Source organism: Tsukamurella sp. II2bb, assembly GCF_057815145.1.
In genome coordinates, this window is sequence record NZ_JBYPZI010000002.1 from 433277 (window position 1) to 446899 (window position 13623).

Genomic DNA, 13623 nt, shown 5'->3' on the forward strand with positions numbered 1-13623 from the left:
CACCAACCAAGAACAATGACCCGCCCCCCCCTCTTTTTTTCCCCCCCCGCTCCTCGCGTTCCGGCGCTCTCAGGCCTCGATGTTCTGCAGCCGCACCTGCCCGCGCGCGACGGTCCTGCCGTCCTCCCCGTCGATCTCGACGAGCCAGAGCTGCTGGCGCCGGCCGCGGTGGATCGGGGTGGACCGGACGGACAGCACACCGCTGGAGAGGGCGCGCAGGAAGTCGGTGTTGTTGTTGACGCCGACCACGTGCCCGCTGCCGCCGAGCCAGACCTCGCCGGAGACGCTGGCCACCGACTCCACGATCGAGCAGTACACGCCGCCGTGGGTGATGCCGAAGGGCTGGTGCAGCTCGGGGCGCAGCGTGAGCGTCGCCTCGACGCGGTCCGGGGTGATCGCGGTGTACTGCAGGCCGAGAAGCGAATCGAAGCCGGCGGTGCCGCCGGCCAGGATCGCGTCGATGACCTGCTGCTGTCCGGGTGTGGGTTGCGTCATAGCCACACAGTAGGACGGTGCCCGCGGGGCCCGATCTCCGGGCCGGATTCGGGGTTGACCCCGATGCGCGCGGACGCCGGCGGCGGGCAGGGTGGAGACATGACCGAGAACTCGCCCTTCACCCAGACCCCGTACATCCCCGCGCCCCGCAAGCGCTTCAGCCGCGACCTCCAGAACAACTGGATGGGCGGCGTCTGCGCGGGTATCGCCCGCTACTTCGGCATCGACGTGACGCTGGTGCGCGTCCTCTTCGTCGTCTCCTGCCTGCTGCCCGGACCGCAGTTCCTGCTGTACCTGCTGCTGTGGCTCGTGATGCCGAAGGACTGACGGTGGAAAGTAATCGGCGGGTCCGGGGGCTCAGCCATCCCCCGGACCCGCCGTGGCACAGACCGGCGGATCACTGCAGCCCTCAGTTCGCGTCACGGTCCGATGTGGTTCGTTCGTCGCTCTCGGCGACACGATCTACTCTAGGACAGGCTCGCCTAACTTAGCAAGCCCTCATCGATGTGGCGTGGATTACGACACGCCGTCGTAGCGATGCGGGCCATGCCGAGTAGAATCAGAGCAATGGCGGCATTGGGAGATCTCGAACGCGCGGTCATGGACCATCTCTGGGCGTCCACGGAACCGCAGACCGTGCGACAGGTGCACGAATCGCTGGCCGCCGACCGCGAACTCGCGTACACCACCGTGATGACTGTGCTGCAGCGTCTGGCCAAGAAGAAGCTGGTCAGCCAGATCCGTACCGACCGCGCCCACCGCTACGCCGCCAGCTTCGGCCGCGAGGAACTCGTCGCCGATCTGATGTTCGACGCCCTGGCCCAGGCCGAGAGTTCCCGCGAGGCCGCGCTCGTGCACTTCGTCGAGCGCGTGGGCGCCGACGAGGCCCAGGCCCTGCGCCGCGCCCTGGCCAAGCTCGAAGGCGGCGACGCCGCTCGTCGCGCCGAGTCCTGATCAACCAGTAGGCTCGTCACCATGGCGGCCTTCATCTTCGGAGCGCTGGCCCTGCTGCTCGCGGGGCCGGTGCCCGCGTGGCTCTCCCGCGCCGCCTGGCCGCTGCGCGCGCCGCGGGCGGCCCTCGTCCTGTGGCAGGCGATCGCGCTCGCCGCCGTGCTGTCCGCCTTCAGCGCCGGCCTGGTGATCGCCAGCCGCCTGCTCGTCCCCGGCGCCGACGGCAGGCCCACCACCAACCCGATCGACGAGATCCGCCAGCTCGGGGTGGTCCCCTGGATCGTCGCCGTCGTCGCCTTCGCGCTCACCCTGCTGGTCGGCGCCCGGCTCATCACCTCCACCGTTCGCCTGGCGGTCCGCACCCGCCGGCGCCGCGCCCGGCACCGCACCGTCGTCGACATCCTGTCGCAGGCGGTCGACGGTGACCACCCCGTCTCCGCCGCGGACCTGCGGGTGCTCGCCGTCGACCAGCCGCTCGCCTACTGCCTGCCCGGCATCCGCCAGCGAGTGGTGCTCAGCGTCGGCACCCTGACCAGGCTCAGCCACGAGGAGCTCACCGCGGTGCTGGCGCACGAGCGCGCCCACCTGCGCTCGCGGCACGACCTGGTGCTCGAGGCCTTCACCGCCGTGCACCACGCCTTCCCCACGGTCGTCCGCTCCTCGACGGCGCTGGACGCGGTCAAGTTGCTCGTCGAACTGCTCGCGGACGACGAGGCGGTGGCCGCCGCCGGACCCGTCCCCCTCGCCAATGCCCTGGTCACCTGCGCCCAGAGCCCCGCGCCCCGGGGCGCGCTCGCGGTCGGCGCCACCGGCACCGTCGTCCGGGTGGAGCGGCTGTCGATGCCCCCGGCCAGCAACCTCTTCAGCGCCGCGGTCTACCTCCTCGCGGGCCTGATCCTGGTGGTCCCGACGGTCGCGGTCGCGGTCCCCTGGCTCACCGAGATCTACCGCCTCGTCATGCGCTGACCGCACCGGTTAATCTGGTCGCTCCGGGGGACACGAGGAGGACCATCATGACCGATCCGCAGCAGCAGTACCAGTACCAGCAGCCCTACGGCCAGCAGCTCCAGCCGTACCAGTACGAGACCCAGCAACCCGCGTATCCGGCGTATCCGCAGCAGGGCCATCCCCAGCAGCCCTACCCGCAGCAGGCCTACGCCCAGCCCGGTTACGGCGTCGCCGGCGGCTACGGTTACGCCGTGGACCCGGCCACCGGGCTGCCCCTCTCCGACAAGTCGAAGGTCGCCGCCGGACTCCTGCAGCTCTTCCTCGGCGGCCTCGGCGTGGGCCGGTTCTACCTGGGCTACGGCCTCATCGGCTCGATCCAGCTCGCCCTGCACCTGGCGGGGTGGTTCTTCTTCCTCCTGGGCTTCGTCACCTTCGGCATCGGCATGCTGATCGCGATGCTGTTCTGGATGTCCGGCGGCATCTGGGCGCTGGTCGACGCGATCATGATGCTCACCGGCTCGGTGCGGGACGCGCAGGGCCGCGTGCTCCGGTCCTGACGCCGATGCCCGACTCCGGCCGCGCGTGCGCTAGCATGACCACACGTGCAGTTCCTTCCTGATAGCCGCCCGCAGTACGACCTGACCTACGACGATGTCTTCCTCGTCCCGAACAGGTCGGACGTCACCTCCCGATTCGACGTGGACCTGTCGTCGGACGACGGCACGGGCACCACGATCCCGCTGATCGTCGCCAACATGACGGCGGTCGCCGGCCGCCGGATGGCGGAGACGGTCGCGCGCCGCGGCGGCATCGTCGTCCTCCCGCAGGACCTGCCGCTGCAGGCGGCCGCGGAGACCATCGCGTACGTCAAGAGCCGCGACCTCGTCGCCGACACCCCGGTCACGCTCAGCGCCGAGGACTCCGTGAGCGACGCCGTCGCGCTGCTGCCCAAGCGCGCGCACGGCGCGGTCGTGGTGATCGACGAGGACCGCCGCCCCGTCGGACTCGTCACGGCCGCGGCCTGCGAGGGCGTCGACCGGTTCGCCCGCCTGCGCGATGTGATGGCCACCTCCTTCGTCCGCGCCGCGGCCGGCACCGCCCCCGAGGCGGTCTTCGACCTGCTCGATCGGAACCACTCCGACCTCGCCGTCCTCGTCGACGCCGACGACCGCCTGCACGGCGTCCTCACCCGCACCGGCACCGTCCGCGCGGGCATCTACACCCCCGCGGTCGACGGTGCCGGCAAGCTCCGGATCGCCGCCGCCGTCGGCATCAACGGCGACGTGGCCGCCAAGGCCCGCGCGCTCGCCGAGGCCGGCGCCGACGTGCTGGTGGTGGACACCGCGCACGGCCACCAGGCGAAGATGTTCGACGCCCTCGAGGCCGTCGCCGCGCTCGACCTCGGCCTGCCGCTCGCGGCCGGCAACGTGGTCGCCGCCGAGGGTGCCCGCGACCTGGTCAACGCCGGCGCGAGCATCGTCAAGGTCGGCGTGGGGCCCGGCGCGATGTGCACCACCCGCATGATGACCGGTGTGGGCCGGCCCCAGTTCAGCGCGGTGCTGGACTGCGCGGCCGCCGCCCGCGAGCTGGGCGCCCACGTCTGGGCCGACGGCGGCGTGCGGCACCCGCGCGACGTCGCGCTGGCCCTGGCGGCCGGCGCCTCCAACGTCATGGTCGGCTCCTGGTTCGCCGGTACCTACGAGTCGCCCGGCGACATGAAGTACGCCACCGACGGCTCCGCCTACAAGGAGAGCTTCGGCATGGCCTCGAAGCGGGCGGTCGCGGCCCGCACCGCCGGCGAGGGCGCCTTCGACCGCGCCCGCAAGTCGCTCTTCGAGGAGGGCATCTCCAGCTCGCGGATCCGCGTCGACCCCGAGGCCCCGAGCGTCGAGGACCTGTTGGACCGCATCACCTCCGGCGTCCGGAGCTCGTTCACCTACGCCGGCGCCCGCACCGTGCCGGAGTTCCACGCCAAGGCCACCGTCGGCGTGCAGAGCGCCGCGGGCTTCGCCGAGGGCCGGCCGCTCCCCGGCGGTTGGTGAGCAATTCGCCCGATCGTCGGTAGGATGCATCTCACCGCTTCCGACGACCCTGGAAAGGATCATGAAACCCCGAAGACCCGGCAAACGCCGCCGACGACGAGAGCACGGAGCGACCACGTCGAGGAGGCGAGCCGATGGCTAGCGCGCTGATCACGATCGGCGCGATCGTCGGCTTCCTCGCACTGACCCTGGGTACCGCGCTGTTCGTGGCGGCGGAGTTCTCGCTGACCGCGCTCGAGAAGTCGACGGTGGACGCGAACGTGCGCGACCGCGGCGACCGCAGGTCCAAGCAGGTCCAGAACGCGCACCGCACTCTGTCCTTCCAGCTCTCGGGCGCCCAGCTCGGCATCACCATCACCACCCTGGTGACCGGTTACCTCGCCGAGCCCGTCCTCTCGAAGTTCCTGCACCCCGCCCTGGCCTGGACCGGCATGCCGGAGGTCTGGTCGACCGCGCTCACGCTGGTCCTGGCGCTGATCATCGCGACCTCGCTGTCGATGGTGCTGGGCGAGCTGGCGCCGAAGAACCTCGCCATCGCCCGGCCGCTGCAGACGGCGCGGCTCACGGCGGGTGCGCAGTCGCTCTTCTCGTCCACCTTCCGCTTCGCCATCAGCTTCCTCAACCGCTCCGCGAACGCGCTGGTCCGCCGCCTGGGCATCGAGCCCGCGGAGGAACTCAGTTCGGCGCGGTCGGCGCAGGAGCTCAGCGCGCTGGTGCGCAACTCCGCCGCGCACGGCGCCATCGACGAGATGACCGCCGAGCTCGTGGGCCGCTCGCTCGAATTCGGCGAGCTCAGCGCGGAGGAACTCATGACCCCGCGGCAGCGGATCCACTCCCTGGACGCGGAGGACACCGTCGCCGATCTGGTGGCCCTGTCCATCGAGTCCGGGCACTCCCGGTTCCCCGTCGTCCGGGGCGACCTGGACGACACGATCGGGCTGGTGCACGTCAAGCAGGCGCTGACGGTGCCCGCGGACCGTCGCGCGACCGTGACGGTCGCCGAGATCGCCACCGCGGCCCCCGTCGTTCCCGCCACCCTCGACGGTGACGCGCTGATGGAGCAGCTGCGCGCGAACGGCCTGCAGATGGCGCTCGTGGTCGACGAGTACGGCGGCTCCGCCGGGATCGTCACCGTCGAGGACCTGATCGAGGAGATCGTCGGTGACGTCCGCGACGAGCACGACGAGAACGAGCCGGTCGACGTGCAGCGCACCGAGGACGGCTTCCTGTGCGCGGGCCTCCTGCGCATCGACGAACTCGAACGCGACACCGGGTACCGCGCCCCCGAGGGCGACTACGACACGCTCGGCGGCCTGGTGATGTTCCTGCTGGGCCGGATCCCGGCGGTCGGCGACCGCGTGCCGCTGCCGAACCACCCGTCCGTGGACGAGGAGGAGACCGGAACCGTGCACTGGTCGGCCCGGGTGGCCCGGATGGACGGCCGCCGCGTCGACCTGGTGGAGGTGACCCATGAATGACCTCCTGGGCGTGGCCCTGACCGTCCTGCTGCTCGCCGCGAACGCCTTCTTCGTGGCCGCCGAGTTCGCACTCATCGCCGCGCGGCGCGACCGCCTCGAGGCCCTCGTGGAACAGGGACGGTCGAGCGCGAAGGCCGTGATCAAGGCGGCGGAGAACCTCTCGCTGATGCTGGCGGGCTGCCAGCTCGGCATCACGATCTGCTCGATCCTGCTCGGTAAGGTCGGCGAGCCCGCGATCGCGCACGTCCTGGAGAAGCCGCTGGCCTGGGCGCACGTGCCGGACGCGCTGCTGCACCCGATCTCCTTCACGGTCTCGCTGGGGCTGGTCGTGATCCTGCACATCCTGCTCGGCGAGATGGTGCCGAAGAACATCGCGCTGGCCGGGCCCGAGGCCGCCGCGATGCTGCTGGTGCCGCCGCACGTGGCCTTCGTCCGGCTGGTGCGCCCGCTCATCGCGGTCTACAACTGGCTCGCGATGCTGGTGCTCCGCGCCGGCGGTGTCGAGCCCCGTGACGAACTGGAGAGCACCGTCTCGGCGGGCGAGCTGAGCGAGCTGATCGCCGAGTCGCACGACGAGGGCCTGATCGACGCCGAGGAGCGGGTGCGGCTCACGCGCGCCCTGCAGACCTCGCGGCGCACGGTCGCCGACGTCGCGATCCCGCTGACCAAGATCCGCGGGCTGCAGGCGGTCCAGGGCACCAACGGCACGTGGGGGCCGACCCTCGGCGATATCGAGTCCGCCGTCGCCGAGACCGGCTACTCCCGCTACCCCGTGCGCAGCCGATCGGGCGCCTTCACCGGATACCTGCACGTCAAGGACGTGCTGCCGGACATCATGGACGCCGCCGTCGGGCCCGAGTCCGTGATCGGCGCGAGCCGCATCCGCCCGCTGCCGGTGGTCGACGGGAGCTTGTCGCTGGACCAGGCGGCCGGTGACCTGCGCCGCCTCGGCGGCCATCTCGCGGCCGTGGCCGACGATCACGGTCGCACCATCGGCATCGTCGCCCTGGAGGACGTGGTCGAGGAGTTCGTCGGCACCGTCCGCGACGGGACCCACCGGGTGTGACGGAGGTCCTCTCGGACGCCGAGTGGGAGGCCCGCGCCGCCGCCCACCGGGACCGCCTGACGCCCTTCGTCGACGAGCACCGCCGGCGCGCCGCCCGCGGCGAGAAGCATCCCGTCTGGGACTTCCTGTTCACGTACTACGGGCACCGGCCCGCGCACCTGCTGCGCTGGCATCCGGGACTCGGCGTCGAACTCGACGGGCCGCGCGCGGCCGCGGAGTACGCCGGCGCCCGCGGCTACGTGGTGACCGGCACGCGGGTCCGGGCGGACCCGGCGGCGCTGGCCAAGCGCGCCGGCACCGCGGCGTACGTGGAGCGCCTGCTCGCGGCCACCGCCTCGCGCGCGCCCGTCTTCGGCTGTTTCGGCCTGCACGAATGGGCGATGGTCTACCGCGAGGCGGACCAGGCGCGGCATCCGGTGCCGCTGCGCCTGGGCCCGGCGGGCACCGACGAGGTGGTCCGCGCGGGGAGCCTGCGCTGCACCCACTACGACGCCTTCCGGTTCTTCACGCCCGACGCGGTGCGGCGCAACGCCACCGAGCTCACGCGCGAGAGCCAGGTGGACTCCGAGCAGCCGGGCTGCCTGCACGCCGGGATGGATCTGTACAAGTGGGCCTTCAAACTGACGCCCGGCGCACCGTCGGACCTGGTGGCCGACGCCTTCGACCTGGCCCGCGACGCCCGGGAACTCGATATGCGGGCCAGTCCCTACGATCTCGCCGCGCACGGCTTCGAGCCCGTCCCGATCGAGACCGCCGACGGGCGCCGCGAGTACGCCCGGCAGCAGGCCGCGCTGGCGCGCCGCGCCGCGCCGATCAGGGCGCGTCTGCTGGAGACGGTCCGCGCCTGGCCCTGATCGCCCGCCCGGGATACGACGGGGCCCGGCGGACTCCCCCCGAAGTCCGCCGGGCCCCGTACTCCCGCGTGCGTGCCGCCTAGGTGGCCGGCTTGGTGATCTTCACGTCCTTGCCGAACTCGGTGAGGTTCAGGGTGATCGGCAGCTCCTTGAGCTTGATCTCCATGCGCGTGACGTTCGGCTTCGGCATCGGGTTCGCCGACGCGTCGAAGACGATCCAGACCGTGATGGGCAGCGACGTGCCCGCGTTGCCGCGCGTGGCGATGTCGGTGATCTGCGGCAGCAGCGGGTCGAGGACCTGCGTGCTGACGGTGCCGGTGACCTTGACGGTCTTGAGGCCGTTCACCGTGTCCTTACCGGCGACCTTCGTGTCCTTCATGGAGTCGAGGATCTTCGCGAGCCCCTTGTCCAGGTCCAGGATGATCGCGGGGTCGTAGACGCCCTTCTCGCCCGCCTTGCCCATGGGCTGGTACTTCGCGCCGCCGAGGTTGGCGTAGAGCACACCGTCGACGACGACGAACTTCGTCTGCACGTAGTTGTCCTGGACGCGGACGTTGGCCTCGCCCTGCGCGGCGACCCGCTTGGTGTCCTTGAAGGAGATGATGTCGCCGGTCACGCTGGTCACCGGCAGGCCCTGGATGCCCTTGTCGACGGTGAGCGTCAGGTGCTCGGAGTAGGTCTCCCGCGTGGCGAGCGCCGCGTCCTGCACGATCTGGGCGGTGGGCAGGCCGTTCGCGTCGACGGACGGCGGGGCCGACGGTGCGCCCGACGCGCCGCTCGCGCCCGCGGCGGCGGACGTGGCGGTCGTGGCGCCGCCGTCGTCGGACTTCTTGTCCGCGCAACCGGTGAGCACCAGCGCACCGGCGGCGAGCAGGGCGATCGCCGCCCGTGATGCCTTGAGGTTCATTGGGTTCCCCCCTGGAATCTGTCCGGGCGCCGATCGCCCGGGGCTTCAATGAAGGACGGAAGCCCCGCCCTCACGGAAGAAGTATGCATGAGTACCGCGGTCCTTCGAAGCATTCTTCCGCCCGATTTCCCGACAAAACGGACAGTACGTGGTAGCAGCAAGCGCCCCTTCAGCGATCCATTAGCGTGACCGGAGACGGTCTACGTGACCGCCGAATCCGGCAGTACTCAGGAGGAACGAGAAGTGTCGATCAATCCCACCCCGCCACCGGCGTCCGCCGAGCGCGGCGCGGCCGATCCCGGCCCCCGCGATCTCGAGCGCATCGCCGACCCGGGGCGCGGCGACAGCCCAGGCAGCGACGGCGCGTCCGACCCGGATCCACGCGACCCGGGCCGGCGTCCCGCGGGCCCCCGCGGCCGCGATTTCGACACCACCGGCGACCCCGGCCCCCGCGACCTCGGCCGCGGGCCCGGCCCCGGCGGCGGACCGCAACTGTCGAACGTGTGGGTCTACAAGGGCCGCGCCTACGATCTCTCGGAATGGATCAACAAGCACCCGGGCGGGGAATTCTTCATCGGGCGCTCGAAGAATCGTGACATCACCTCGATCATCGGCTCGTATCACGCGAATCCCGAGAAGATCGAGAAGATGCTCCAGCGCTTCGCCCTCGACCGCGACGCCCTGATCGAGGATGTGCACCCGAAGAACAACGCTCCCGCCTTCCTCTTCAAGGAGGGCTTCGACAGCTGGCGCGACACCCCGCGATACCGGTTCGACGATCCGAAGGACCTGCTCCACGCGGTGAAGGCGCGGCTGCGCGAGCCGGCGATGAAGGCGCGCGTGAAGCGGATGGACCGCTGGTTCAACATCGTGGCCGCAGTACTGGCCGTGGCCTATGTCGCGGTGATCGCGACCCGGCTCGGCGTCCCGTCGTGGATGCCGATCTGGCTGTTCGTGCTGCTCATGGTCGTCCTACGCAGCTCCCTGGCCGGTTTCGGCCACTACGCGATCCACCGGGCGCAGAAGGGCGCGACGAAGGTCCTGGTCAACGCCTTCGACATCAACTACGTCGCGCTGTCCTTCGTCACCGCCGACGGGCACGCGTTGCTGCATCACCCGCACACGCAGAGCGAGGTGGACATCAAGAAGAACGTCTTCACCATGATGATGGATATCCCGCGCTGGTACCGGGTCCCGATCCACACCCTGCACAAGTTCGGGCACACCGCGACGGGCATGACGATGCGCCTGTGCGAGATCGTCAAGCTCACCCGGCAGGTGGGCGTGGCCGACATGTACGGCTCGCTGCGCGGCGCGCTCCCCCACTTCATCGGTGCCTTCGCGATGCGTGCGCTGCTGATCGGCGAGTTCTTCCTGTTCCTCTTCCTCGGCGACATCTGGGCGTGGGTGGCGCAGTTCGTCGCCGTGCTGTGGGTGAGCACCTTCCTCGTGGTCGCGAGCCACGACTTCGAGACCGACGTCGACGAGCTCCCCGAGGTCGAGACCGAGGACTGGGCCGTGAACCAGCTCAATCAGGCCTACGACCTGTGGATATCGGGCAACCGCTACGTCGACTGCTTCCTCTCGGCCGGCCTGTCGAGCCACCGCGTGCACCACGTCCTCCCGTACCAGCGCAGCGGCTTCGCGAACATCGCGACCGAGGACCTGATGGCGGAGGAGGCCGCGAAGTTCGGCGTCGAGTGGTTGCCGCGGCGCAGCTTCTTCTTCGACCGCCTGCCCGACCAGGTGCGCACCTTCCTCGGCAGCAAGGCCCGGCCCGCGCAGGAACAGGGTCACGGATTCTTCCGCGAACACTTCTCGCCCCAGGCGCTCAAGACCTCGGGCTCGTACGTCGTCGCCGGTTTCACCGGCATCGGCACGGTGTAAGGAGATCACCATGAACACCACGGAGCAGCAGACCGTCCTGCCGCAGAGCTCCCCCGGGGCCTTCGTCGGGGTCGGCGCGGGCGCCGAGGTCCCGTCGGGCAGGACCCTCGCCTGGCTGGGGTCCCCGCCGTCCCCGCCGACCACGGTCGCGGTGATCGAGTCCCTGGCGACCGGCTCCCCCGTGCAGGTCCACGACCAGGCCGCATCCGCCGACCGGGTGGCCGCGCGGTTCGACGACCCGCGCCAGGCCGAGCGGATCCGGCGCGTCTACGCCAAGACGCGGGTCGCGCAGCGGCATCTGGCGATCGACCCGCTGACGCCCGAGTTCGCGGCGTTCAGCGCCCGCCCCGACACCGTCCGCGAGCGGATGGACCTGTTCTACGAGCACGCCGCGCCGCTCGCGATCGAGACGGCCCGCCGCGCGCTCGGCGACCTCGACCCGGCCGAGGTCGGCCAGCTGGTGTTCGTCACCAGCACCGGCTTCCTCGCCCCCGGCGTCGACGTAGCCGTGATCCGCGCCCTCGGCCTCGCGCCGCAGACAGGCCGCGTGGTCATCAACTTCATGGGCTGCGCTGCCGCGATGAACGCCCTGCGCGTCTCCACCGACTACGTCCGCGCCCATCCCGACCGCAAGTCGCTGATGATCTGCCTGGAGCTGAGCTCGGTGAACGCCGTCTTCTCCGGCGACCCGAACGACGTGGTCATCTCCAGCCTCTTCGCCGACGGCTGCGGCGCCGCGGTCATCGGCGCGAGCGAGGTCGGGCATCCGCTGCCCGCCGGCCGGATCGTCGTGCGCGACACCTTCAGCCACCTGCTCGACGGTGCCGAGGACGGCATCGTGCTCGGCGTCAACGCCAACGGCATCACCTGCGAGCTGGCCGAGTCGCTGCCGCAGTACATCGTGAACGGCGTCGCGCCGGTGATCGACGGGGTGCTCGAGCGCAACGGGCTCGGCCGGGAGGCGATCGCGCACTGGGCGATCCACCCCGGCGGCCCGAAGATCATCGAGTCCGCGGCCGCCGCACTCGGCCTGCCCGACGAGGCCTCACACCTGAGCTGGGACGTGCTCGCCGAGCACGGCAACATGCTCAGTGTCTCGCTCCTCTTCGTCCTCGAGCGCCTCCTCGCACAGGTCTCCGACGGTGCCGGCGCCGCCCCGAGCACGGGCATGGCCTTCTCCTTCGCACCGGGGGTGACGGTGGAGGGCTTCCTCTTCGACGTCATCACCGGCGAATGAGCGCGCCGTGAAGCTCCTCAAGTTCCTGCTCTCCATCTCGCCGGCGGCCATCGCCGGGGCGGTGGTCGCGGGCCTCGTCGCCGGCGGCGCGAACGCCTACCTGCTCACCCTCATCAACGGCCTGGTCGCGCCGGGCGCGATGCCGACGGTGACGGTGACCCAGTTCGTGCTCACCGCGGTCGTCGTGGTGGTGGCGGGCGTGGTCTCGCAGCTGATCCTGCTGCACCTCGCGCAGGCGGCCGTGTACCGGTTGCGGGCGCGCCTGTCGCAGCGCGTCCTCGCGGCGCCGCTCGAGCACATCGAGCGGCTGGGCGATCACCGGTTGCTGGCCACGCTGACCGAGGACGTCCGCTCGCTGTCGATGGCCGTGTCCGGCATTCCCGGGCTGTGCATCGACCTGGCGACGATCCTCGGCGCACTGACCTACCTGGCGACCGTCTCCGGCACCCTGTTCGCGGTCTCCGTCGGCGGCACGCTCATCGGCATCGCCTGCGTGGAGACGGTACTGCGCCGGGTCCGGGAGACCTATCGCCGGGCCCGCGAGCTCGACGACGCCCTGATCGGCTCCTTCCAGGAGGTCACGCACGGGATCAAGGAGCTCAAGCTGCACCGCGGCCGGCGCGCGGACTTCCTGGACCGGAAGCTGCTCGGCACTGCCGAGGACCTGCGCGGCAAGCACGTCGCCGCCGGGACGCGGTTCGCCGGCGGGCAGGCGCTGGGCCAGATCCTGCAGCTCGGCACCATGGTGCTCATCCTCTTCGTGCTTGCCCGCGCGCTGGAACTGCCGCGGGAGACGATGATCGGCTACGTGCTGGTCACGACCTTCCTGTCGATGCCCATGCAGAGCCTCATGCACCGCATCCCCGACCTGCTGCGCGGCGACGTCGCGCTGGCCAAGATCCGCGGGCTCGACCTCTCGCTGGAGACCCCGCGCGACGAATCCGCCCTACCCTTCGACGACCGGCCGCTGACGGACGGCACCGTCGAACTGCGGGGCGTGGGCTACGAGTACCTTCCCGAACCCCCGCCCGGTCACGGCCCGCCGGGCCGCCCCGGCCCCGGCGGCCCGCCGCCGCACCCGCCGCAGGGTCCGCTTCCGGGCATGCCGCACGGCTTCCGGCTCGGCCCTCTCGACCTGACGCTGCGCCCCGGCGAGGTCACCTTCGTGGTCGGCGGCAACGGCAGCGGGAAGTCGACACTCGCGAAGCTGATCTGCGGGCTGTACGCGCCGCGGATCGGCGAGGTCCGGATCGGCGGAGAGGTCGTGGGCCCGCACAACACCGAGTGGTTCCGGCAGCACACGACCGCGGTCTTCTCCGACTTCCACCTCTTCGACGACTACCTGGGCCTGGCGGCCGACGACCTGGACGACCGGGTCCGGGGGCTGCTGTACGACCTGGAACTGGCGCACGCCGTGACGGTGCGGGACGGTCGGCTCTCGACGCTGGCCCTCTCGACGGGGCAGCGCAAGCGCCTCGCGCTGCTGACCGCGCTGCTCGAGGACCGGCCCGTCTACCTGTTCGACGAGTGGGCCGCCGATCAGGATCCGAGGTTCCGCGAGGTCTTCTACGACCGGATCGTGGGCGACCTCAAGGCACGCGGCAAGACAGTGGTGGTGATCACCCACGACGACCGCTACTTCGATCGCGCAGACCAGCTGGTCAAGCTGGACTTCGGCCACGTGGTCCCGGCGTCGGGGGCGATCACCCGCGGAGTAACCTGATGAGCATCTAAGTAAGGCGCTACGAAGGGGTTGAA

13 protein-coding genes are annotated in these 13623 nt (G+C 70.9%); 11 read left to right on the top strand and 2 right to left on the bottom strand.

Annotation, left to right across the window (positions count from 1 at the left end; genetic code table 11):
- Positions 1-69: 69 nt before the first annotated feature.
- Entirely contained in the window at positions 70-495 is a 426-nt protein-coding gene (locus AC21LY_RS08115) for a PaaI family thioesterase (protein ID WP_489045895.1), read from the bottom strand.
- Positions 496-594: 99 nt separating this feature from the next.
- On the opposite strand from AC21LY_RS08115, the gene AC21LY_RS08120 reads away from it, so the two are divergent.
- The 8 genes from AC21LY_RS08120 to AC21LY_RS08155 all read left to right on the top strand — a co-directional run bounded on the left by AC21LY_RS08120 (position 595) and on the right by AC21LY_RS08155 (position 7834).
- Entirely contained in the window at positions 595-822 is a 228-nt protein-coding gene (locus AC21LY_RS08120; protein WP_489045897.1) for a PspC domain-containing protein, read from the top strand.
- A gap of 240 nt (positions 823-1062) precedes the next feature.
- Positions 1063-1449 carry a BlaI/MecI/CopY family transcriptional regulator gene (locus tag AC21LY_RS08125; protein WP_489045898.1) on the top strand — a complete coding sequence of 129 codons (387 nt, stop codon included), beginning with the start codon at positions 1063-1065 and terminating at the stop codon, positions 1447-1449.
- A 21-nt stretch (positions 1450-1470) separates the two neighbouring features.
- A complete protein-coding gene (locus tag AC21LY_RS08130; RefSeq protein ID WP_489045899.1) occupies positions 1471-2412 on the top strand; it encodes a M56 family metallopeptidase in 942 nt (313 codons plus the stop codon).
- 47 nt (positions 2413-2459) lie between these two features.
- Entirely contained in the window at positions 2460-2951 is a 492-nt protein-coding gene (locus tag AC21LY_RS08135; protein WP_489045900.1) for an NINE protein, read from the top strand.
- 45 nt (positions 2952-2996) lie between these two features.
- Positions 2997-4436 (top strand): GMP reductase, encoded by a 1440-nt coding sequence (gene guaB1 / locus AC21LY_RS08140; RefSeq protein ID WP_489045901.1) that lies wholly within the window; start codon positions 2997-2999, stop codon positions 4434-4436.
- Positions 4437-4570: 134 nt separating this feature from the next.
- A complete protein-coding gene (locus AC21LY_RS08145; protein ID WP_489045902.1) occupies positions 4571-5914 on the top strand; it encodes a hemolysin family protein in 1344 nt (447 codons plus the stop codon).
- The gene (locus AC21LY_RS08150; protein WP_489045903.1) at positions 5907-6980 is read left to right on the top strand and encodes a hemolysin family protein; all 1074 of its coding nucleotides are present in this window, start codon (positions 5907-5909) and stop codon (positions 6978-6980) included. Before AC21LY_RS08145 ends, AC21LY_RS08150 begins: the two co-directional genes overlap by 8 nt.
- A complete protein-coding gene (locus AC21LY_RS08155) occupies positions 6977-7834 on the top strand; it encodes a 3-methyladenine DNA glycosylase (RefSeq protein ID WP_489045904.1) in 858 nt (285 codons plus the stop codon). Before AC21LY_RS08150 ends, AC21LY_RS08155 begins: the two co-directional genes overlap by 4 nt.
- A 79-nt stretch (positions 7835-7913) precedes the next feature.
- Here AC21LY_RS08155 and AC21LY_RS08160 read toward each other — a convergent pair whose 3' ends face one another.
- Positions 7914-8741 (bottom strand): LppX_LprAFG lipoprotein, encoded by an 828-nt coding sequence (locus tag AC21LY_RS08160; protein WP_489045905.1) that lies wholly within the window; start codon positions 8739-8741, stop codon positions 7914-7916.
- Positions 8742-9233: 492 nt separating this feature from the next.
- Here AC21LY_RS08160 and AC21LY_RS08165 point away from each other — a divergent pair, with 492 nt between their 5' ends.
- The 3 genes from AC21LY_RS08165 to AC21LY_RS08175 are packed head-to-tail and all read left to right on the top strand — an operon-like array spanning position 9234 to position 13588.
- Positions 9234-10628, top strand: coding sequence for a fatty acid desaturase (locus AC21LY_RS08165; RefSeq protein WP_489045988.1), 1395 nt, complete (start codon positions 9234-9236; stop codon positions 10626-10628).
- Between the two features lie 10 nt (positions 10629-10638).
- On the top strand, positions 10639-11865 hold the full coding sequence (locus AC21LY_RS08170; protein WP_489045906.1) for a type III polyketide synthase: 1227 nt from the start codon (positions 10639-10641) through the stop codon (positions 11863-11865).
- 7 nt (positions 11866-11872) lie between these two features.
- Positions 11873-13588, top strand: a complete 1716-nt coding sequence (locus AC21LY_RS08175) for an ATP-binding cassette domain-containing protein (protein ID WP_489045907.1) — start codon at positions 11873-11875, stop codon at positions 13586-13588.
- Positions 13589-13623: the final 35 nt, after the last annotated feature.

What these genes read in the sequence shown, in the direction of transcription:
- AC21LY_RS08115 (WP_489045895.1), bottom strand. Translation starts at nt 495, where the DNA reads ATGACGCAACCCACACCCGGACAGCAGCAGGTCATCGACGCGATCCTG.
- AC21LY_RS08120 (WP_489045897.1), top strand. Translation starts at nt 595, where the DNA reads ATGACCGAGAACTCGCCCTTCACCCAGACCCCGTACATCCCCGCGCCC.
- AC21LY_RS08125 (WP_489045898.1), top strand. Translation starts at nt 1,063, where the DNA reads ATGGCGGCATTGGGAGATCTCGAACGCGCGGTCATGGACCATCTCTGG.
- AC21LY_RS08130 (WP_489045899.1), top strand. Translation starts at nt 1,471, where the DNA reads ATGGCGGCCTTCATCTTCGGAGCGCTGGCCCTGCTGCTCGCGGGGCCG.
- AC21LY_RS08135 (WP_489045900.1), top strand. Translation starts at nt 2,460, where the DNA reads ATGACCGATCCGCAGCAGCAGTACCAGTACCAGCAGCCCTACGGCCAG.
- AC21LY_RS08145 (WP_489045902.1), top strand. Translation starts at nt 4,571, where the DNA reads ATGGCTAGCGCGCTGATCACGATCGGCGCGATCGTCGGCTTCCTCGCA.
- AC21LY_RS08150 (WP_489045903.1), top strand. Translation starts at nt 5,907, where the DNA reads ATGAATGACCTCCTGGGCGTGGCCCTGACCGTCCTGCTGCTCGCCGCG.
- AC21LY_RS08160 (WP_489045905.1), bottom strand. Translation starts at nt 8,741, where the DNA reads ATGAACCTCAAGGCATCACGGGCGGCGATCGCCCTGCTCGCCGCCGGT.
- AC21LY_RS08170 (WP_489045906.1), top strand. Translation starts at nt 10,639, where the DNA reads ATGAACACCACGGAGCAGCAGACCGTCCTGCCGCAGAGCTCCCCCGGG.